The organism is Parabacteroides sp. AM08-6 (assembly GCF_003473295.1).
GTDB lineage: Bacteria > Bacteroidota > Bacteroidia > Bacteroidales > Tannerellaceae > Parabacteroides.
In genome coordinates this window covers 1204-25052 of the sequence record NZ_QRMP01000002.1, presented here as the reverse complement: position 1 = coordinate 25052, position 23849 = coordinate 1204, and the positions used below count along the sequence as shown (strand labels likewise).

Here is a 23849-nt window from a genome sequence, read left to right as displayed (position 1 = left end):
CAATCATGCTAGTTGAAACTATCAAATAACGCATTATCCTCTTGTTTCTTATGCAATTCCTCCAAATTAGCGTCAGCCTCCTTCACTCCGGCCGATTTTGCCTGTTTCAGATACTTTTCAGCTTCTCCTAAGTTACCTTCAATCAGGTTCAGGACACCACGTGCATGAATAGCTTGCGGACTGTTTCCGGCTTTTGCCAGATAAGAACGTGCAGCACTCAAATCATTTTTCGACATTGCTATATTGGCTGCATTCAAGTTTGCAACCGGATCATCGCTAAACATACGGACAGCAATTTCAAATACATCATTATATTCCTTGCTTCCCACTTCATAACTATTAGCGACAGCAAACATCTCGCTCAGGCTCAACTGTTGCGGACGTGTCTTGATTATTTCACGACCTTCTTCTACCGTAAATTCACGAACCGTATAATTCACGCGATAGTCGGAACGACGGAGAGACGGATAAATATTCTTCAATACATATTGATAAGGTGCTCCACCATCCAATTTTGCCAACTGAACATCCTTTTTGTCCGGATCCTCATCGCTATTAATAATAGCCAGGACACTGCTCCGAGATGGTACGTTCGCATCGGCTTCCACCTTCGCTTTCAGTCCTTCCCAATCCTCCGAACCGTTTTCCAGAGTAAACAGGCTTTCTTTAAACGCATGCTGTTTACGGATATATCCGGCCAAAGCCTTTACACGGTTTCCGGCCAATGCCGTATTCGATTTATAGGAACCTTCCGGTGAAGCAAAACCCTTCAGCAAAATACCTTCCAGTGTAATATTTTTATCATTTACTATTGTATGAATCGTATTATCGATTTTAGCCAGCTCGGCGGCATTGTTACGGAAATCAGGCAGAATGACATATTTCCCAACCTGGAAATCCAGATAGGCAGTTCCCACCTCCGCACGATGTTTTACCGTTTCAGCTTCCGGTGTAATATAAGCCAAAGCAGGATGTACTTCATACCGTTTATCCGGGCGAGTCAATACCTTATCAGAAATCAACAACGGTTCTCCCACCTCTGTATTACCGCAGCCACACATATTCGGAACCAATACAAACCGTGCATCCTTCATCCAAGCTTCGAAAGGGATTGTTTTCTTATAATTAACCACAGTCACGCCTTTTACAGCTTTCATAACTAAGAAACGCGGTTCATCGTCTTTCAAATTGTTCAAAGCCACCTCACGGTCATACACTTTTTGGCTGATCCGGCCGTTAATCAAAACAGAAGGCAGCCCCTCTTTCTGCGAAGCCGACTCCAGCACCGGAGTCAACGACAAACTCTCCCGGGATTTAATCTGTTCGCCGTCTATCGTGATAACAGCATCAATCACCAATTCTTTTCCCTGCTGTTTCAGTTCATTACAAACCACCTTTACCGGACTATTCGCAGACTGTGCTTGCGTAGCCGGTGCAATAACCAACAGCAAAGCTGCGGCCACATATAATTTTATATTCATCTTCATAGTCCCGATTATTTAATAAAGTAAATAATTGAAATAGCCGCTTTCGTTACCCCAAAATAATCCTTGGTATCACTTTTATTCACAGTACCACAAGAGGCACAGGGATATTTGTCATAATCCAGATGAGCCCATCCAATTCCGATTTCGGCTTCCATGCTCCAACGATTGCTCAGCAACCACTGGTAACCATATCCGATACCGGCGCCATACAGATTACCCTGATAACGATAGTTCTTCATATTGTCACTCAGAAATTTTATACCTCCGACATTATAATCGGCATACATGGCATGAAGTCCAAAGAAATGGCCGTTAAACTTCTCGCACAACCAGTAACGCGCTTCCGGCTGCACCATCCAATGTTTCCAGCGGGTATCGTCACCAAACTTCCATCCGTTATAATTACCGGACAAATCCAGCGTCCACTTCTTGCTTAGCCCCAGTTCAACCCCCAAATTGATTGTAGCCGTAGCATCATAAAGCAAGTTTGACTTCACCGCAAACTCCTGTCCATAGACATTTGTCATGCCAGCCAGAAGTAAAAAGAGGAAAAGTACTTTTTTCATACACATCATTTTTAAATTATATTTTATATCCTTACCTAATCGGAACAATAAGTTTTTAGGAACAGTTTATTTCGTTACAAAAATATAACAACTTACAGCGGGAAACAATAGGTATAACTTTCAAGTTTAATTGGCAAAGCTACCAAGAAGAAGGGTGAATGATATAAATACCTATCGTCAGATAGGAATACAAAGAGAAAACGGTATCCGGATGCCTCAAAGTGTGAAAATGCGTTGTTTGGAACTTACAACGCCGACACGGTCTCTTCATCCAATCCCGTACAAGCCATGATAGATGCGGTATCGATTCCTTGTTTTTTCATATTCCGGGCAACCAAAAGGACGCCCTCCGCCAAACCTTCTGCCTTGCCTTCTGCCAAACCCTCCGCCTTGCCTTCCGCCAAACCTTCTGCCTTACCTTCCATCAGGCCTTCCAGTTTGGCTGTGCCTAACACATCATTTTGAATCATTATCGCATTGATATGTTCATCATAGGCATAACGTTCGGCATCCGACATGCTGTAATACAATAGTTTCTCGCGTGCTTCCTGCAGACCGGGAGCCTGGGTCTCGGCATTGATTACTCCGTTTTTCAGGTACTGTATCCACTCCTCAAGCGGCGTTACAGCCACCTTGTTGAATTCGTTGACACGTATCAGGAAATATTCGGGAAAGATTTCTTCTGGAGCCTTACGGACAATCACGTCCTTCTCCTTGGTATTTATGATTAGCTTGTCGCCGGTATGCACACCCGTGAACACATTCTGTCCATGATACAGATAATCGTCGCCGATACCCAAGTCGAAGTACAGGATACTGATGGAATATATCTTCTTCACATCCGCATAAATGCTTCCCAAACTGATATGCTCGGTTATCGCCTTCGCCACACCGTAAAGGATACGTTCCAGGTAATACAATTCCCGCGTATTCTGTATTTCAACGATGATTATCTCGTCTTTGCTGTTTTTAGCCTTGACATCCACACGATTGAACTTATCCGTCTCGTTTGCCTGGTTGCTTTCGCTTTCCAGTATCTCGATTATACGGATTTCCTCTCCGATAAGGACCATCAGAAAACCCTCCAGCACCCCGAAGTTTGCCTTATTGCGCAGCAAACGCTTTGCTGCCCAGTCGAAACGGATATATTTATTCTGTGCTTCCATCGTACCTACTTATTTATTATTCCTCTTCATTCACAGTCGGTTCTCCTTTCTGCAAATTTCTTCTACAATTATCACAAAGATAACGCATAGAGGTTATAATCCGCTATATTTTCCGCTAATATTTACAAACAAAATCTCTTATGGTTTTATGCACACTATAGTTCAATATCTTACAAACAGCAACAGCAAATAATAAAAAACATAACTGGACCAACACACGGCAATAAAAAAATGCCCCCAAAGTTTTTATCAAACCTTAGGGGCCATCTCGAAAATCCAATATCCTTACATTCTAATATAATTTTCTATCACATATTATTTTTTCACACAACGAACGAACATTCCATTCTGACCACCAATATCTGCCACTACATAACTAGAAGTAGTTCCATCCGATTGAGAGGTCATGTCATACCAAAAGTCCGCAGCTAAATAATTATCAGTATTTAAATTACCAATCGTTCCTGTCCAATACATTGCACCATATCTGTGATGTTTAGTACTCCCTGCAACTCCATAATTCAAAAATCCACCATTATTCGAATTCCTAAAGCCTACTCCTATTTCATCCAATTCAATATCAGAAGGATCTTGACCTGCCTCAACATGCTTATAATCTAAATCATGTTCTGTCATTACTCCCTTTCCATAAGAAAAAAATAAATTCCTGAAATCTTCACCTTCTTTAACATCAACAATAAGAGTTCCCTTTGCCGGATTACAATTATTATTCAATTTATTTAAAATGATTTCGCCTGTCGATGAATCTCGATACCAACCAGCATCCAAAGTGCCTGGCGTTGAACTATCATCATATACAAACCCTTGGTACATGCGATAACCATTATTTGAGAATGCTATCTTGGCATATTCATCTCTCGTCGGCAACCTGTAACCACTTGGACATGGATTCGATTTTTCCGTCCAACTACGACTACCAGAAAGATTAGACCATTTTCTTGATTGCTTATCCGAATAATACTCATTACTATTTTTGGTCATAGAAGTCATATCGTTATATCCCGGATTAAACGGATTCATAGCCACACTATTTCCTGCTTTAAATAACCATCCTGTTTGAGTCGGGTATTCAGTCCAGGCATAGATATTATTCTGCTGCTTTCCTAAACAATTAAATACAGACCATGTAGCATCTCCCATTTGTGTATCGGCATACCCTTGCCGTAAAAAGATACGATGCTCACAATTCTTATTATTATATTTAATCAAAATTACCCCAAAACGATTTTTGCTATTATCGATTGTCCCTTCAGGCTTATATTTAAACGTAATTTCTCCCTCCGCTCTTTCAAAAAATTGACCTGCTCCTTTGATTCCATCTTTACCATCAGCACTTTCCAACATGAACCAATCCCCAGACTCAATCATTACCTGATATGAACCCACAGAAGCCAGTGTTTCATAATCTTTTGCACCTCTCTTAAATTCCCGTACTGTAATCGTCTCTTCCGCATCATTATTAGCTCTTCGATAAATAGCAATGGGATCTACTAAGCGAGCAACTTGATAAACATTTACATCTTTCGTTCCAGTTTTTCCACTACTATATCGAACAGTAATTGTATATATCGCATGTTTATAAGAATCACAACTGACATTAGTCAATAACGAAGAAACAGGAATTCCCTTCTTTTGTGCATCATAAGAGGTATTTACAAAAATATTTTCAGAATCACCCGACTTTCTTGAAATTCCGGTTACAGTAGCACCACTCGGTAAAGAAACAGGAATAATTCCTGTAGAACCGCCCAAATAGCCAATGTAAACATCGGAAACCGTAAAATCCTCCATCAAATCGGTATTAACCCTCCAAGTTCCTTCATCAATGCCTCCTTTTCCTTTCAACACCAATGTTATACTATAATGTACATTACGTTCCACATCAAAAGATGTTTTCGCATTTTTCCCCAAGAAAAAACGATAAGTAACAGTCCCTGTTCCAGGTTTACCCGCCTCTGTACCAGTAGGACGATAGTTAGCAGTCACCTCTATATAAGAACATGTTTGATTTTCTGAAACTATAGTAGGATCTGTTTGAATTCCACTATATTTTTGATATATATCCAAAGGCGTTTTATCTATACCCGTATTTGTAAGACTATATCCATCCGGTTGTCTATTTTCATAAAGATAAAGAGCCGGTGCATTCTCATGTGCGGTAAGGCCTTGGATAGAAACATACCCTCCGGATTCAAACATACCATCTTTATCCGTTATTTTATTATTCCCTACCAACGAACCTTTCAAAGGTACATGTTTTAATTCCACACGCTGAGGTTCTATAATAGCACCTTCTACTTGGCTGGCATCAACAACAACCGTAACCATCGAGTATATCCTTTTCAATTCTGCGGAAACCTCTGAACTTTCCGGCTGGCTGACATCAAAAGGCTCTCCTTCGGCAAACATCACTAAATTCGGAGTACCTCCAGAAGTCAAACCAAAAGAATACCCATCTATCGCACTTGTTGATATCAGTATATCTCTCATATCGCCGGCATTAGCTATCACATAAACTGTTTTTTCACCCGGCTGGACAGTTAAATCGAAAGTAGCATTCTTATTTTCCGACAATCCCTGCAGAGATCCCTCTTCAAGATATTCAGACTCTTCCTTTATTAGATTTCCATCGCTATTATATATCAATATATTCAAATCAGAAACTGATTTAGAATCATTTTGATTCGCCTTCGTGAGCGGATTAATGACTGTAGTCTTCGGACTCGTTAAGCAGATACGAAGAGTCTTCCCATCTCCCACGAATCCTCTCTCAGTACCAGCATCATCCGTGCAAGAAAATACCCCCATAACGAAGGAAGCCAGAAATAATATCTTTATTATATTTGATTTCATAATCTTTATGCTTTTTATTATTGTACTTCAATTTATAGCAAAGTCCTTGTCTTCTTCTTATTTAGTTTCTTCACCATAAATAACATCGAACTTCGCATTACTCCAAGAAGCAACCGATACAACCAAATGGGCTTTATTTTGCTTCAATTGAACACTGTTCAACTTATAACGTTTTCCCCGTTGCAATGTTACTGCATTACCTTTGGCATCCGTTACATCTTCCGACCATTTCACCACATAATAGACATCATCCGTCGAAGCACTCTTCAAAGAAGAAATCTCCGGTGCTTTTGTTGCGATAGGGGTTTTTAACCCTTTATCACCATACCATGTCACACTTCTCGAAATTCCTGTTAAATCAGAAGAGACATTCCATGTCCCGTCAGTACTCGTTTGTTCCCAAATACCATATTCCCAATATTCTTCTACAAGCGTTTTATCTTCGCTCGTAGATTCGGAGCCACCGGAGGAAGCCTCTTCAAAATGCCCATGTAATGTAATTGTCAAATCCTCATTAGCAGGAAACTCATAGGTATAAAACGAAGTATTTTGAGCAATACCATCGACTGACACACCCGCATAAGCATTATTACCACTTGTTTCGAAAATTGTATTTATTTTTCCATTTACCACACCGGATATAGTACCGACAAAACCACCTGTATATTCTTCATCGGGAGAAGTAGTAGAAGTTACTTTGTAATGCGAAACTTTTCGACGAACAAGCAAAATACGCTTTCCGTAATAAGCACTACGATATCGATACCAAAGCCTAGAAGACATATCAGATTTCCACTCACCATAAATAACTGAATAAAAATATCCTCCAAGCTTGTTCTCTATAGTTTTCCATTGGTTATAATGTTTCCAAGTATAATACCACGCCTCATCATCACACTTTACCTGATAATCAGACAGACCATAAGAAATCTCCTCCTTTTTATTACTCTTAGGCTCCCATGTCCCATCACTAGCATTAGCTTTTGCTTCAGCTCTACTCCTTAAGTCATTCCAGATAGTATCATCTATTGTTCCTTGTAAAGCCACTATTCCCCAATCAGAATATGAATATTCATCTTTTGAACTTGTTTCTCCGTTTGTACCGGCCTTTGTTTCAGCTGCAGAAATCGTTCCGAAATCAATTCGGGCAGTAAGCTGAGTTAGAGGAACAGTTAAAGTTAGATTCGTTCCGGAAGTTAAAGTTTCAGTGCTTGATACTCCGGATTTCGCTAAATTACCAGCTTCGAATATTGAAGTCTCAATCACATTGTCATTATTAATATTTGTGTATTGAGAATAGTTCGTATAGCCCTCAAAAGTACTATATAACTTATTATCGCTTGCGTTAGCGACAACTAACGCAAACACTTTTTTATGTCTGACATAAACATCTTGGAAAGACACCTGATAACCCGGCAATTCACCGACCTTAACCGAAGTTGCATCAGCAACATCGCTCACAGTAGCGTCGTCAATCTTTGTCCCATCTCCTGCAAATATAGCTACATAGAAATTATTAATCTTAATTTCATCAGTTGTTGCTATCTTATAGCCCTCTGCCAGTGTCGCTTTTGTTGTAGCATCTCCTACGGAAAAAACTACAGACAAGGAAGCGTTACCCTTTGCCGGCCCTATCTCTTCTTCCGAGGTACAAGAGAATAACCCAACGGCCAACAAACAAATTCCACTTATTAAATTTAGTATTTTCATCTTATATAAATTTTACCCGTTAGCATTAATTATTCGTAGAAGGTTTTACCACAGCCGACAAATCTCCGCCTTCTTTCCAGTCATTCGTATAGCATTGTACGTCTACATCTACCACTTCATTGGTAATTGTTACATTCAGTTTGTATAAATGATTGGCCAAAACCTTTTCCTCATAACCAAGTTGATTATCAACAGGAGTTTTAATTGTAAAAGTAGCATTTTTTTGAACACCGCCAACTGTATAGACTACTTTTAATGAAGTTTTTGTAGTACTTGTATTTTCGTAAGCGTAAAATCGTATTTGGTCATAAGTGCCATAAGCATGGCCTGTTCTTGTATTAATATCATTCGGAGAATGTTTCTCATCCCCAAATAATCCAGCTTGAGACCCTCATATTCAGAAGCAACCCTTGTCATTTGTTTTCCATTTAACAAAGCTACAGAATCGACAGTGAAGTCTAAATCTTCATAAGTATCACCTTTCTTTGTACGAACTTTAAATTTAGCCAATTCGACTGCAACAGCCCGTTGAGAAAGATTTATTTTTACATTATTACATTTATCAACGCCATCCTCCATAATACGGTCTTCAGTATATCCATTTCCGTCAGTAACAGGAGTATGAAGTAGTTTGGAAGTCGTTTTATAGCCACTCAAATCATAAGAACCCTCTTTAGGTAAAATGTTTGCCTGTTCGGAAAGAAGCACATTCTTTATCGCTGTCAGAGTTGTCTGAGCTGACAAATCTGCTACTTCAGTTCCTCGAACATTTGCTACAGCATAACAAGTCAATGTCGGTTTCCCTGCAGGAACCTTAACAAACATATGACCTTTCAATTGGAAGGAATAGGAATCACTCAAAGCCACAATTTCATTCTTTTCAGAAGAGTAGTAATAAGAAGTCAGTACCTTATCCCCATACGTTATTGCCACAAAAACACCCCAAACAGAAGATTCCGTACTATTTACATCATCCGGATTTTCAGTGCCGCCATCAGTTGCTGATGAAGTTTTTGTTGCAATATCTCCCCCATTCATACCTATATTAAAATAAGCGTAAGATTCAAGGCTGTTCTGAATCTCTTTATCCATATCATTAAAGACAGTTTCATCATCCATGGAGCAGGAAATCGTTACTGCCAGAAGGACAAAAATCGAGAGTATATTCGTTAGTTTCATAACTTAAATATTTTTTCGTTTGACTTACGATACAAAAGTATGGGATATATGATTTTGAGAGGATAGGCGTGAATTTCATCTTTAAGGGGTAAATGTAACAGAGAGCAAAATTGAGAGACATGCCTTTAAACACGATAGAAACACCAGCAAGAAAAGTATTTTAAGAGAACATACACAAAAAAAATTAGTCCCTCTTAAAAAAGAGAGACTAATCTGAAAGTTCTTATTTCACTTTGAATTAATTAAATCCGAAGTCTACATTCACCGTACCATAGGATTTTATTTCGACATCCAAAGAATTCTCTGTCGGTATCGGTGGCATTTTCACCATTTTTGCATTTACGTCATACAGATTACCGTGAATTACACCATCGGTATGACAAGTTTCAGGAATACCTTTTTTCGGTTCTATCGTAAAAGAAAGCTTATCTACTACAGCCTTCAATTCTTTTTCTCCATCATCTACAATAGTCTCACCGCCTTCAACTTCTTGCCAGTTATCACCTTTGCTTTCCGCAAAAAAATACGTTTCGCTGAATCCCCACCCTGTTTCAACGCTTAGTTCATCACTACCTTTATAATCTAATGAAACTTTATTTTTTGCATTAAATATCCACCAATCAGTAGTCACCAATGTCTTTTCTTTCACATTTGCCTGATATAAATCTCCTGAAATCACTACCGTCAAAGGAGAGGAGGTCTGGTCTACACGCTCGTAAGTATAAAATACATATTGCCCCAAAAGGCTATTTAATGTAGGTTCATACCCCATTATCAAATAAGTATTCTCGTCTTGAGCCGGTTCTACAGCGATTGCTCGTGTTCGTATATTATCAATTTTTAAAGTTTTTATCTCCAAAACATATTTTCTATACTCATGTATTTTATATGCTTGATAATTAGGGATCTTATATCCTTTATAGCCATTACTCATCTTCCCTGCTGTAACCTTTCTATTCCCATAATAAAATTCTCCATTTTTTATGCTTTCACCGGATATATTCTGCTGTTTCTCAGCTCCAGGGAAAAGTCTCTCAATTTCAGCATCAGTCAAAGTCTTTACCAAAGAATCTAATTCTATTTTACCATCCAACGATTCATAATAAGGTCCTTTAACTAAGGTCTTTCCCGGCAATTCCGTTGTAACCCTCAAATTAATACGGGCTGCCACCTGGGTAAGAGGAACGGTTATTACCGGATTAGCTGCTTCCGTTATTGTTGCATCCAATTCACCGAATTTAAGCAAGTTTGAAGGATCAAACGCGTATGTATCCTTTCCTTCCCATATCTCCTTAAAAGCAGCTTTGGTTGTACAACTTTCGTAGCTGCTAACCAAGTTTGCACCCGGATTACCTATCACCATTACATGGTAAGGAGTATTCATGTCCAACTCTATCTCTCCCGCCTCGATTCGATATAATGGAGTTGAAACTTCAGAAGTTCCTATTTCAGACAAATCTCCATAATACTTCACAAGCACTTTATCATCTCCTTTGAATATAGCTAAAATACAATCGTTTACCGATAATTCTTCGTTAGTAGCCCACTGTGTCGTACCGTCTCCCGCCTTCATGATAATAGCCGAAGGCTGTAATGCGATAGACACTTTAGCGGTAGACGTTGTCGGCTCTATAATATTTTCATCCGTACAAGAAGAAAATATAGCCAAAGCTATTGCTATTGATGATATTAAATTTCTTAGTTTCATAAAACTTACCCTTAATTAAAATTCGACATTCCATTCGTTGTGAATCCAATCGTTTGTATAACAATTGATTGAACTTTTTACCCAATCTTTAGACACGGTAATATTTACAGTCAGCCGATAAATATAACCGGCTCTTACATACTCGTTTCCCTTTCCTACACTATTTGTAAAATCTCCATCTGCATAACTTCCTGTCGGACGGTTAACAACATACTGTTTCGTATAATTTCTGCCGTCGACAGAAAAAACTACTTCCAAAGCAACAGCTTTATCAGAATTTGTATTTGCATAAGAATAAGAACGCAAACCCGGTTGAATAGCCACTCCATTCTCCAGAGAAGTCATACAACTTGTAGAAGTAACTTTTCCGTCAATGCCCGATTTATCGCGGGCTTCTTCCGAGAGAAGCAAACTTTTCTTGTTGACATTCACAAATCTGGCACTCAATAGTTTCACTGATGGATTCTTTATAAGAGAATTTTCATCCACAGTATATTTAAAATTAGCAAATTCCAAGCGGGCAGCCAGATGATGAACCGGTATGTTTATTGTTTGTACATTAGCATCATTTGCAGCCTCTATAGCAGATGGGTAATGTTGGGAAACATTACCCTGAGGGCCAAAAGTAATTACTTTTTCGCCTATTTTCACTAATTTATCAGCTTCCAATAAATCCTGAACAGGTTTGTCCAAATCATCTCTATCCACACAACCACTTAAATCAACACCTTCCGCATTAATGATTGCCATTGCTGTCAGTTTACGTCCTTCCCAATATTTTGTCAAAAACTTAATATTACCCACTTTATAAACGTCACCCGCTTGTGTGGTAGTCCCGGTCAATATATCCAGGATTTTATTATTTTCCAAAATAACGATACGGCATGAATTAATTTTCTTTTCATCATCTGAAAGGCCTTGAGTATCATTCCCCACAGCAGTTCCCGATTTTGTCTGCGGGTTATTTAAATCGATACCAAAATTAATCAAGGAATATTGTTCGGAAGCATTTGTTATTTCTTTACCCATATCATCCATTACGTTCTCATCATCCATCGAACAGGAGACAGCCGCAAACATAAAGCAAATTGCAAAAAGTATATTTTTGATCTTCATGACTAAAAAGTTTTTCGTTTGAACTTACAGTCACAAAAGTAAAGCAGTAAATAATAAGCAAGGATAGGTGGTAATTTCAAGTTTAAGCGGTAAATGTAACAGGATCTCAGATTGATAGGCATACCCGTAGATGCGATAGGATTGCCTTGTTCGAATACAATATATAAAAAACTGGAGCAGTAATGATAACTACTCCAGTCCCTGATATTTAGATACAATTTATTTTTAATTTATATCTTCTTCCGTCTGATCTACAACTTGCCAGTTTGCAACAGTAATAGTGAAGTTGATACAAGCATTATCCAAAATCTGATCTGGTTCCGGATTACCTTCACCTGTAATGGTTGCTGTTATCTTATAAATCTTATTATTAACAACATTTCCCGCGTCTCCAACATCTTTCAATGGTATATGGAAATATTTACGTCCCATAGCTGTACCATTCTGAAGTTTCAAATCTCCAGCAATAATCAAACGTGTCTGAGAACCGGTCAAACCATTTGGACTATTTACATTGATATACGATTTAAAGGTATTAAAAGTGGCATTTGGGCTAGAAGATAAAATATTATTCTCTGTATATTTTTTCCACAAACTACAAGGTTCTGTCTTCGATACACTGTTTTCATCAATCAACTTATCTAAAACAGTATAATCTTGCAATCCACCTCTGTAATAAATAGCATCTGCATTTTCTTGTCGCATGATTGTCTCCGTTGCACGTACATTTACCAAATAAATTGCATCTACTGTAAAGGTAGCACCCTTATATTGTCCCTGAAAATTCGTATTCAGACTTTCTATCTGGACACGAGAGATTGCACGTATCAATGTCGCAGCAGTTCCTACAGTTGTTGCTCCAGTATTATCCGTACCATTTTCTATGGTAACAGGCGTTTGACTATCACCATTAAACCAATTCTGAATATGCTTCTCTGTTGTATAAGGTGTAAGAGAGTTAATTGTCAAGGGTTCGCTCGACATGGGTAAATAAGAAGTACCTACTCCCCCAAACGAAAGAATATCAGGAGTTAGTTTTGTCTTCAAATCTTTTACACTTGTTGCGGACAAATCTTTGCAATTGGCAACCAATACCACTTTAAATTGAGTCTTTGATGTTGTAGTAGCACCTTCCGGAGCTGCTACTTTAACATGAATTCCTTTGATTGCAGTAATTGTTCTTTCATCTCCAACCTTGCCTACGATAGCATCTTTACTATCGCCAACTTCACTAGTTCCTATTGCAACGGTCTTACTGATAACGAATGTCTGTAAGCTTTCATCAGTTATAGGTGCATCCGTTTCACCTGCCTTAAAAACAAAAGCTGTTAATGTGTTTACAACTTGTTCTTTTGTTTCACCGAGTTCTTCCTCGCCTTTTTCAGAAGCTTTTGCAACCAAATCACCCGGTACAGCAGCTATCGACAGATATGCGTCCACTTCCTGAGGAATAGATGGACCGTCTTCGTCTTTCGAGCAGGAGGCCATTGTGCAGATAGCCAGCGACGCTAAAAATAAATTCCTTAATTTCATAATTGTAATATTTTTATTATTTCTTTTTCTATTATTTTGACTTACAAATTAAATTTCCACATCTTGAGAGACAGGTCCCCAGCTTACCACTTCAACTTGTACATCCAAATCACCGGTTGTCGGAGTCGGAGGCGTTGGAGGATCCTCGGGATCAGGATCAGGATCGGGATCCGGGTCAGTCGGTTTCTCAAGGGTTCCGTCGAAACTGGTATCGCCAAATGTGATATTCAGGCGATAGACGTAGTTTCGCTTGATATAATTATGGTCGAAACCGTTCAGTATCCCGTTTTTATTGATATCGGCAGTAAAGGTTTTCACTTCCGCATAATGAGTATCTGTTTCCAGCAAAGTCGCTTTCACGACAATCTGTGTAGCATTTTCCGAAGCATCGTTTTCCATTACATAATGTACATAAGGAGTATCTTCTATGGGAGAGCCGTTCGACAGATTACGGTTGAAAGCTTCTACCGGGCTGTCAGCCAAATAACCCTTCACCATCACTGCTCCCCAATAATTTTCGCTGAAGAAACGGGAGGCCGTGTTTTCATTGACTATCGAGACTTCATCGATACGTACCGTACGGTTTACCAAAGCTGTTCTTGTAAAAGTAGTTTTCAGGCTTACCATATCGATACGGGCTGCCAAACGGGTTATTTCTACAGGCGAATCAATACCGTTGATATTTGTTATCGCATTTTCATAGCCGAGATAATTATCTCCCGCAACCAATGTGTTGTTTGAAACAATCACCGGACTACTCATCACCAAATTATCTTGTGTCTGGTCAGCCAAACGCGCCAAACGTGCCTCGAAATCGGAATAATTCGTCACATTCGCAAACGTATTTTCCTCCACATTCGAAACGATTACGATACGAGCTTTCACTGCCTTCGTTTGGACGCTGGGAATAGTAGCTTCACCTTCCGAACCGGTCGTGTTCTGCCATCCGTAACCAACCACGTCGGCACTCTCATCATCGAAGACAAGCACCGCCAGACTGTTTACTTTGGCTTCGCCTGCTAACTCATTTTCATCGTTCGGATGAAAACCTTTCGTTTTCGCTGTCCCTGCAGCTTTCACCATAACGCTCAAAGACGCGTCCGCTTTATCTCTCCAAGATGAAGATGAATTCTCATCCTTGGAACAGGCAGTACACACAAGAACTGCCAAGGCTGATAGAAATATGTTTTTTAGTTTCATATGCTGTTTCTTATTTTAGTTTCATTCAAGCTTACCATTGTTATCCATTTTCATTATACATCTGACATGTCCTTGCATATTGGATAGACTACTTGATATTTCATCTCCTTGAGTATTTATCAACTTATAAGTAGTTCCATCCATAATCCAATAATATCCACTATGTAATGGAAACATTAAATCTTTATACTTATCATCTATCATTATTTTAAATTCAGCAGATGTTGGCAAACGCCAAGTATAAGTACCACTACTATTCCCATTTGCCTTAAGACAGAAATTATCCAACTCTGAATAATTCACGATTTCTTTCTCCTCAATACGCTCAACATATGGACCTTTCTTTGCATCTACCCCACTTATAGGTACCAACAATAATGGAAATTGACGTATTACCAAACGATCATATTCTATTTCTTTTTTGTCTCTACCAGAGCCTATGTAACCAACTGCACGATTTACCTGTTCACGATAAACACTTCCTTCCCTTATATGATCAAAATGGCTATTACTATACTCAGTAGGAAGAAGATTCACAGATACAGATGTAAGTGGCACATCATTCTCACCTTCTTGATGATATTTAAAACGACTCTGACCTTGCCCACTCAAAGCAGCACCAGCAACAGCCAATTCCGAAGTAAAAATTCCAAAATCTTTGTAACCAACATTTGACACCCCCGACAAACTTCCAGACTCATAATTTTCACTCCATTCACTTCCATCCCATGGAACTATCATAAATGGACTTTCACCAACAGTAGGTACATCTATTTTAACCTCTGCGCCGGAATTATTAATAACACTAAATGGATAATATTTCTTTTGCTCACCATCCATAACAACTGTCCGATAAGAAAAACCAATCTCATGCAAATCCGCTCCAACACGCCATTCTGCAACAATTTCATCACTTCCGGCTTTATTTGAAAGATTCAAAGATACTATATACTTTGTATTTCTCTTTACATCCAAACTTGAATAATTGTTTTCCCCTAAGAAAAAGCGATACTTAATAGTTCCCACAGTCTTCTTATCATTAATAGTAGCGGCAGCATCTTTCTTTCCTAATGCATATTTGCCGGACACTTCAATATAAGTACAAGAATTACCTTGCCATAATTTTTCCCATTCATTCAATGTATAACCATTACCACCCGTTGGTGCAGCTGTACCTATTGGCCTTTTTAAATCTTGCTGTCCTTCAAATACCGAGCTATTTACCCCTTGAGCATTCTCATACAAATAAAACTCCGTTCCATCTAAAGACAATTCATTCATACTCCTTACCAATTTAGCATCTGCAACAACCTCGTCATTAGACCAAGCCTTTGGAAAAAGTGAATACTTCGTTGGAACATTGCGTACCAAAATCGTATCAATCACCACAGTTATTTTATAATCATTCTCCAATTCTTTATTTATACATTGATTATTAATCTTAAATGTAACATGAGAATAAGGAGGATAAACACTTGCACAATAAGATACGGTTGAATTATCTGTTACTGTTAGCCCAGGTGCTTTAACCGGTTGTCTGTCAGCAGGTGTATTTTCAGAATAATTAGTCTGATAGTAATTACTACTTTTAGCAAAGTCATTTCCTTCAACCAAATATCCAATCATAGCTTCATCCCCCGTAGGCAACAAAGGGTCTGAAACACTTATATCTCCATAATTTGCAAGAAAATCACTCTCCTTTTGAAAATTGCTCTCCAATTCGCTTTTAGAATAAGCGGAATTAACCAGAACATAAGTTCTACGTACACCTGTACGGGTCTCAAATTTCATAGGAGAACCTGCTGCATAGTCTGGACAAGACACAACTAAATCTTCACCTTTATCATTATAAGACAATATCGAAACTGAATTAATTTCACCAAATGTTTTTCCATCATCTATCGCTTTCGTCTCCACCACCGGAGCATCCGGCGTGCTGAGATTCAGCGTTAGTATAACAGGCAATCCTTCTTTGACTGCACCTTCCCCTTTACGGTCGATATAATCGTCCGTACAAGAGACTGCCAAAGCAGTAATCCAGCCAAACAGGAATAGCTTGTATATATTATTCTTTACTTTCATAATGCACCCTTTCTTGATTTACCAATCAATATTATCGTCCACTACGCCCCACGGGGTCACTTTTATTTTTGCACCCAAGAAAGCACCGTCATCGCCCCATTCCAGTTGGATAAGGGTGTTTCGTTGCGCTTGAACAGTGATAGGGCCTCTTGTACCATCTTCGTATACTCCATCTTCCACGCTTTGCAGCAACTGGCCGTTGTAATAGATAGAACCTTGCAGGTTTTCATTGTCGTACATATTGGTCCGGTCAGGAGTTATCCATTCCCGGGAATTATCGAGTTCTCCGTCCGGATTGTAATGTACCGTACTACCAGCTTGCGTACCGCTATAATCCAAACTTTCTTTTAGACGGTCTACCTGGAATTGATAGGTAACATCTTCGCCTGCTTTTAGGCCGCTCAGCGGAGCTTTCGGCAAGTTTACGGTCCGCATGGTAACGGTTCCTGTTCGCGGATGAATGACAATTTCCTGATTGCCACCCACGTATCCGCCTACACCAAAGGTAACCACTTCTTTATTTCCATAGAAGATGGAATCGGGTGAAAAAGCCTGTCCGTCATCGGTCTTTTTCACCGAGACGAGCAAATCTTCTGCTTTCGTACCTGTTTTCACTTCCTGATTGCCACCGGACAAGTTACCGTAAGCTACCAATGTCAATTTTGTGCCCTCCGGATAATTCAATAGAATTTCTTTCCGGTTCACGATAAAATCTTTATCCAACTGCACTGTTTCCAACAAAGTCTTGTTTTCGTCGAACACATACAGCGATACGTCTTTCACATCTCCCAGCGGTGTAATATCGTCATTCTGGTAGTTCACCACTTTCAATGTCAACTTAGAACATTCGTCCAAATCGTCCTTGATACAGCCGGCAGTTAACATGGTCACAGCTAACAGGACCAAGGATAATGCCTTTTTTGTAAATAATATCGATTTCATACTCATTCGTTTTTTCTCTGTTATTTACCCTATATTATTCCAATGTCTCATTCATGTTAACAACTCCCCATTTCTCAACATCGATACTCACGTTTATACATGCCATCGCATCTTTGTCGTAAGCTTTTGAAGAACCGTCACCGGAGATTGTCAGGTTGATATTATACTGGACATTGCGTTTGATACCTTTATGAACTCCAACACCTGTATAATTTTCATCACCTATTATGTTCCCATCAAAATCCTGATTGACAGGGATTGTATAATAACGGTCATACACTGTAATTTCCTCCGTCCCTCCAGTTGGGATATAAGTATAATCACCGCGGACAATTAATAAAGTCTGATAACCTTCAGCTCCCGTATTTTCGTAAACTTGAAAAATATTGTCCATAAGTTGAGGTTGATTGTCAGCATTAATTGTTACATTATCTTCAGGGACTTTCAAAAGAAGGTCACTCTTTTTAGTTCCCCCCTCGATTTTTTTGTATTCACCTGTCTGATCTTCAACAGCACCATACCACCAATCAGCAGACTTAGACAAGGTCATTTCCAAAGCTCCTCCCCAATTAGAGGCTGTAGAGTTTGCAGCTAATAATGACTGGCTTTTCACATTTGCCACAAAAACAGCGTCAAGAACAAATTTAACAGGTTTTCCTATATTATTTTTTGTAGTTTTACTTACTTTCAAATTACCTAATCTCACATTAGCAATACTGCGGTATAATTTCACAGCCTTATTAACATCTTGTTCCTGGAATATGGATACCCCATTCGTTTTATCTGAAACTTCAGTATCCGTATATCCCATGCAGTTTGTTTTGCCTACAGCAATAGAGACATTCATTATACGACTGCTCATGGTGTAAGAACCCGGTTCTTCAGTATCCAAAGTTGTTGCTTTAGTTTCACTGCAAAGAGTTGCCAGAGTTCCATTGTACCCTTCTGCATTCACTCCTCCATTCGCAACAACCAAAACTTGAGCATTTCCGGAAACGACAGGGATATCCAATACCTGATTGGCCGTTTTATACTTCTTATTTCCGGTAGCTTCACTCACTTCGTTCAAATCATCACCTGCCAATGTAGAATCCTTTCCGGCAATACACTTGCCATCCGTATCAAACACAAATACATGCAATGATTGTATACGTTCGTCTAAAGTAACAAGACCCGTATTAACGTCATCTGCTTTAGTAGAAAGCTTTCCATCCACATCTATGGCTAACGAAAGCATGGCATCCGGTACCCTAACTGCCGGAACATCAGGAAGGTCTTCAGTAGAACAAGCTACGGCTGCCCCTACCACTATACTCAGTAAAAAATAATTTCTTAATTTCATAAATATGATTATTTTTCGTTTTTTATTTTATTTCATGTTACAAAAGTATCTAAATCAGTAGCTTCGAAGAATAGGTGCTTCTCTCTTTATTAATAGACAAATCTATCATAGGTGTGAATTGATAGATTCGCATAGGTTTATGCAACAGATACCGCAAAGATAGATGTTTTTAATGATAAAGACCGGTTTCTAAGGTTTTTATGTTTAAACATTTCTTATTTAAATTATGAAGACACTTTTATTGCTTTTCCTACCGTAAAGTCAAGACCGTGTACGTGGTGTAATAAAAAAAAGACCAACCGATAATCGATTGGTCTTTTTTTAATATAGAGGGATGATTAAATTTCAACTTCCTGACTAACTTGTCCATACGCTACAACTTCAACCATAGCATCCAGAACCGTAGCATCCCCACCACCAGTTGGACGTTGATAACCAGGTCCTACAGCTTTAATCTTAACATTATATTGCAAGTTACGATAAACCCCCTTAGGTGTTGTTATTTCTCTCAAACCTAATAATTCTTGAGTTTGGGTTGCACTCCAAACAGCTCCGTCTACACCGATTGCTACGGGATAAAAACGATCGCTGTCTGTATGTCTTTTAGGCATTCCATCTTCATTCAAATCTTTTGTATCATAAGAGAAATCACCTTTTACCACTAACAAAGTATAATTTGTCGCATCTGTATTTTCATACACATAGAAAGGAGTCGCAGTCGTGTATTTTACCTCACTTGTAGAAGTTTTACTAACTAAAAATCCATCAGTAATAGATTTCAGATAAGCATCATAGCTTTCTGCCCCAGCAGCTACAGTATACTTATCACCATCTAAAGAGGCAGAAGTATTACCTGTTAAATAACCTGCATCAGCAAGCTCATTAGTCATTGTTGCTCCGTATTCAGCACCTTCAGCTCCAAATAAATAAGTTTTTTGCTTTCCCTGCATAATAAAAATCTCTTTAATATTCAAAGAAGGATTCGGATACACCTCATTCGCTAAACCCGTTTTCTTATCTACAGCAACTTCCGTAAGAACAACTTTTGCAACATTACGATACAGTTTAACTTTCGACGTAGCATCACTAATTCCAGTAACAACAACACTATCTCCTCCAGGAGTCCAACCTAAGCAGTTTACTTTATTAACAGCAATATTCACATTTGTATAAAGCTTGCTATTCATAGTTAAAGCACCATCACCTTCTGCAGTAGTAGCTTCTAACGCCTTCACATTTTTCAAGACATCATCCAATGCTTGATTTTTCCAAGACTCAGGAACATTATAATTAGCAAGAAGAATAACATCTCTTTGCCCTGCGTCAGTTAATGTCACCTCTGAAATGTTTTTATCAGCAACTTTTGCACCTATAGCTTCCAATTTTCCATCTTTGAAAACCAAAAGACTCAATGTGTTAATTTGTTCATTCGGATCTGTTGACAAAGCCTTTGTTACAGCCGGAGAATTCACCTCGGCAATCAATTTTGTTGAACCATCAACATTACCCTGACCGCCACCATTGTCAATACCATCTTCGTCCTTAGAACAAGAAGCGAACGCACATGCAATCATAGTTGCATACATTAAATTTCTTAGTTTCATAATCTTCTAATTTAAAATGTTAATATAATTTTCGTTATTTAGTTCATTGTATTATCATCATTACCCTATAGCTTATTCAGTAATTTTCAGGATGTCAACTGTATTGAAATATTTCTATACCATAATTACTTAATTCGCTTATCATCTTTCGACATTGCAAAGATATATCGGGGATTCACGATAGGTTATTGGTATATGTCTCAATTGTAATCGGTAAAACTCTAAGTACTCATTTTGATTTATTTGCACCTATTTTTGAGATTCTTTGAAAAAAATATGACGCTTTTTCTATAGAAATCAGAAAAATGAAAAGATGAGAACTGTGACAAATTGTATATTGTGACAAATTAGCAATCGGGAGGAATAATGGATGTCACTCATTATCACCTCCCTATCCCCAATTCTTGATTAATTCGGTACTCCATATTGCGATGGTGTTACACCATATTGTTCCGTAAAACGCTTACGGAACGTGGCCGTATCGTTGAAACCGACCATCTCGGCTACTTCCTGCACGGAATATTGCTGGCTGGCAAGCAGTTCGGATGCTTTCTTCAAACGGATATTACGGGTCAGTTCCAGAATACTCAAGTCTGAATATTGCTTGATTTTACGATACAATGTGGGCAGACTCATATTCAGATGGTCGGCCAACACTTTCGCTTCGAAGGTCGAATCATCCAAATGTTTTTCAATATTCTTTATAACGGCATCCATAAACGGGTTAACCGGAGCAGTCCCGTTTACTGAAGAATCAGCATTGGAAGAACTATTTTCTTTTATAAAATAACGCTTCATCTCTTCCTGCTTCTTCATCAAACTGTTTATTTTGCTATGCAGGATTTCGACATCAAATGGTTTGGTGATATAATCGTCCGCACCGGCCTCGATACCGGTTATCACATCTTCACTCTCTACCTTGGCCGTCAGCATCACAACGGGTATTTGTCCCATCTCCGGATCGCTTTTTATCTCCCTACAAGTAGCGTAACCGTCTTTCACCGGCATCATCACATCACACAAAATCAGGTCGGGCGACTCTTTGCGGGCAACATCTATCCCCTCCTGTCCGTTTCGAGCTTCCAGTATCTGGTATTCCTTCGTAAACACATGTTTCAGGAACCAGCGTATTTGGTCGCTATCGTCAATCACCAACAATTTTTTGCCCGTCTCCTTGTTTTGAGGAATTACCTGGATGAACTCGGCAATTTCTTCCTTCTGGCGGTCATTCAACTTAACCAAGTCTGATTCCGGCTCGACAAATTCGACGCGGCGTTCCAACAAATGCTGCTTTCCGAGCGGTATCATAATCGTGTAAGTGGTTCCATTCTTATTGGAATCACTTACATATTTACCACCGATGTCATCGGTCATATCGATAATCTGCTTCAAGCCGCGACGGGCGCTTTCGTCTTCATCCAATCCTTCATCGGAAACAGACAAGGAACAGTAGGCTTTACCATCCTCACGAACAACGGATATGTCGAGTGTCACTTTGCCGTAAGCAAAAGTGTTTTTGAAAGCGTTCGACAACAACATACGCAGAGCAAACTCCATCTTACGGCGGTCCATCCAGACCCAGAGCGCCGGTGCTTGCGTGTTGATACGGAAATCGACATTATTCATAGCCACCCAGTCGACAAAGATATCGCAAATCTGACGCGAGATTTCGACTATATCATAACGGGCGACACGCAAATAATTCGCAACATCGTTGGAACGGCGTGTTCCGATTAACTGGTCAGCCAAGTCTTGCATGGCCAGTGTGTTACGATAAGCGGAAAGTAATTGGGTCGACATATCCTTCTCCGGGTCGTCATTTTGTACGACCAGTGCCAGCGACCCCAATACGAGTGAAAGCGGGGTACGCATTTCATGGATGGTTTCGATAAAGAAATTATCTTGGATATCGTCTGCATTTTTCAGGCGTTCTTCGGCAATCGCCAACTTTTCGGCAGCTTCTCGCTGAATATTGTCATTCTCTTTTATCTTTACGACCAGCAACTGCTCGAGTTCTTTCTTATTATTATTCAATGTAGAAACTTCCGTTTCCAATTCTGCCGCTTTTTGGTTTAACCCGCCATAGGCTTCATTGAGTTCGGTATTTTTCTGTTCCAAATTCCGAACTTCCTGTTCAAGTGCCTGCTTTTGAGCAAGAAGTTCCCGCTCACGGGCTTCCAATGCTTTATTTTGTTCCTCGAATTCCTTGTTTTGTTTCTCAAGTGTTACATTTTCTTTAATAATACTGTCGGAGTGACTGTTCAAATTCGAATGTAGCTTCCGCATATACAAAAGCAACGGAATAAAAAGTATTAAAACGATGAGCAGGACAATCAATGTCTCACTCCCAAACAACGGACTACTTTCGTCTGCAGCAAAAGCAAAATGGTTACAGAATAAAATGTAGGCCATTAATAAAGTCCATTTTCTAAACAGACATCTCAGATTCATATTTATCTTGTATTTTGATAGTTTAATCCTTCCCCCTAAAATATCAGAGAGACAACAGAAGCTCCATCTATCATACGCTCTATGGTTCTTCATTGTTTTTCATTCGTTTATATCTATTGCAAATATGAGAATTTTTTTCCGTTTATGACATCTTTATCTTCGTTAATTTTGAAAAAAAAGTTTTACCAATCATTGCTTTTGGGCTTTATTCCATGATTTTAAAGGGATATATCGAATAAAGCGAAGGATACTTGACAGTTAAAAAGCAAGAAGGAGTATTTTATAAGAAAAAATGCCGCAGCTATAATTTTTCCCGATTATCAAAATGTCACTATCATAGCGACTAAATGGGATTAGTATAGCAGGTAAAAATAATTACCCGCACATGTAACCCTTTTTAACGTATCAATACAATAGCGAACCGGTTCAAAAGACGAACATTTTGTCAATCGGCAACCATAGCATAAAGCCCCCCTGTCAGTCCCAATCCCTATACATTATATATAGAACACCTCAACATATACATAGACACCTCAAAAAGCTACTTATTTGTGCATGTCATGTGCATCGTGTGTCATACATGCCATATATGCGTTTCGAAAGCTACCCTTTCCCCTTTCCTGAAAAGAAAGAAATCACCCAAATGATAGAAATACATATCATAACAATATAAACACCTCCTATATTTTCCACCTTCCCCACCCTACTAACTACCAACTACTAACTACTAACTACCACTTACACGATACTTTTAACCCTCATTTGTGATATTTTCACCCACAATCATGATACTTTTTCCAACTATTTTGATGCGTTTAACATTTATTATGCACAAAACTATTGCACGGTCGAAATACCCGCCGTATATTTGCAATGTCAAAGAGAGACA

Annotated in this window: 16 protein-coding genes; all 16 read right to left on the bottom strand. The window is 38.9% G+C overall.

Features of this window, described 5'->3' with window-relative positions; genetic code table 11:
* Positions 1–8 precede the first annotated feature (8 nt).
* Positions 9–1487, bottom strand: coding sequence for a DUF3868 domain-containing protein (locus tag DW103_RS01855; protein WP_122273981.1), 1479 nt, complete (start codon positions 1485–1487; stop codon positions 9–11).
* Between the two features lie 8 nt (positions 1488–1495).
* Positions 1496–2053: a DUF3575 domain-containing protein gene (locus tag DW103_RS01850; RefSeq protein ID WP_122274263.1), complete on the bottom strand. Its 558-nt coding sequence runs from the start codon at positions 2051–2053 to the stop codon at positions 1496–1498.
* Positions 2054–2298: 245 nt separating this feature from the next.
* Positions 2299–3219, bottom strand: coding sequence for an Rpn family recombination-promoting nuclease/putative transposase (locus DW103_RS01845; protein ID WP_122273980.1), 921 nt, complete (start codon positions 3217–3219; stop codon positions 2299–2301).
* Between the two features lie 315 nt (positions 3220–3534).
* Entirely contained in the window at positions 3535–6093 is a 2559-nt protein-coding gene (locus tag DW103_RS01840) for a fimbrial protein (RefSeq protein ID WP_122273979.1), read from the bottom strand.
* Positions 6094–6150: 57 nt separating this feature from the next.
* Positions 6151–7803, bottom strand: coding sequence for a hypothetical protein (locus tag DW103_RS01835; protein WP_122273978.1), 1653 nt, complete (start codon positions 7801–7803; stop codon positions 6151–6153).
* 25 nt (positions 7804–7828) lie between these two features.
* Positions 7829–7963: a hypothetical protein gene (locus DW103_RS18580; RefSeq protein ID WP_255418433.1), complete on the bottom strand. Its 135-nt coding sequence runs from the start codon at positions 7961–7963 to the stop codon at positions 7829–7831.
* A gap of 92 nt (positions 7964–8055) precedes the next feature.
* The gene (locus DW103_RS01830; RefSeq protein ID WP_147381162.1) at positions 8056–8982 is read right to left on the bottom strand and encodes a hypothetical protein; all 927 of its coding nucleotides are present in this window, start codon (positions 8980–8982) and stop codon (positions 8056–8058) included.
* A 238-nt stretch (positions 8983–9220) separates the two neighbouring features.
* On the bottom strand, positions 9221–10690 hold the full coding sequence (locus DW103_RS01825; RefSeq protein ID WP_122273976.1) for a hypothetical protein: 1470 nt from the start codon (positions 10688–10690) through the stop codon (positions 9221–9223).
* Positions 10691–10705: 15 nt separating this feature from the next.
* On the bottom strand, positions 10706–11806 hold the full coding sequence (locus tag DW103_RS01820; RefSeq protein WP_122273975.1) for a hypothetical protein: 1101 nt from the start codon (positions 11804–11806) through the stop codon (positions 10706–10708).
* A gap of 225 nt (positions 11807–12031) precedes the next feature.
* Positions 12032–13339, bottom strand: a complete 1308-nt coding sequence (locus DW103_RS01815) for a fimbrial protein (RefSeq protein WP_122273974.1) — start codon at positions 13337–13339, stop codon at positions 12032–12034.
* 48 nt (positions 13340–13387) lie between these two features.
* Positions 13388–14539, bottom strand: coding sequence for a fimbrial protein (locus DW103_RS01810; RefSeq protein ID WP_122273973.1), 1152 nt, complete (start codon positions 14537–14539; stop codon positions 13388–13390).
* A gap of 21 nt (positions 14540–14560) precedes the next feature.
* Positions 14561–16621 carry a DUF4906 domain-containing protein gene (locus tag DW103_RS01805; protein ID WP_122273972.1) on the bottom strand — a complete coding sequence of 687 codons (2061 nt, stop codon included), beginning with the start codon at positions 16619–16621 and terminating at the stop codon, positions 14561–14563.
* An 18-nt stretch (positions 16622–16639) separates the two neighbouring features.
* Positions 16640–17563: a FimB/Mfa2 family fimbrial subunit gene (locus DW103_RS01800; protein ID WP_122274262.1), complete on the bottom strand. Its 924-nt coding sequence runs from the start codon at positions 17561–17563 to the stop codon at positions 16640–16642.
* A 34-nt stretch (positions 17564–17597) separates the two neighbouring features.
* Positions 17598–18905, bottom strand: a complete 1308-nt coding sequence (locus DW103_RS01795) for a fimbrial protein (RefSeq protein WP_122273971.1) — start codon at positions 18903–18905, stop codon at positions 17598–17600.
* 338 nt (positions 18906–19243) lie between these two features.
* A complete protein-coding gene (locus DW103_RS01790; RefSeq protein WP_122273970.1) occupies positions 19244–20509 on the bottom strand; it encodes a hypothetical protein in 1266 nt (421 codons plus the stop codon).
* Positions 20510–20917: 408 nt separating this feature from the next.
* On the bottom strand, positions 20918–22921 hold the full coding sequence (locus DW103_RS01785; protein ID WP_370453450.1) for a response regulator: 2004 nt from the start codon (positions 22919–22921) through the stop codon (positions 20918–20920).
* Between the last annotated feature and the right edge of the window lie 928 nt (positions 22922–23849).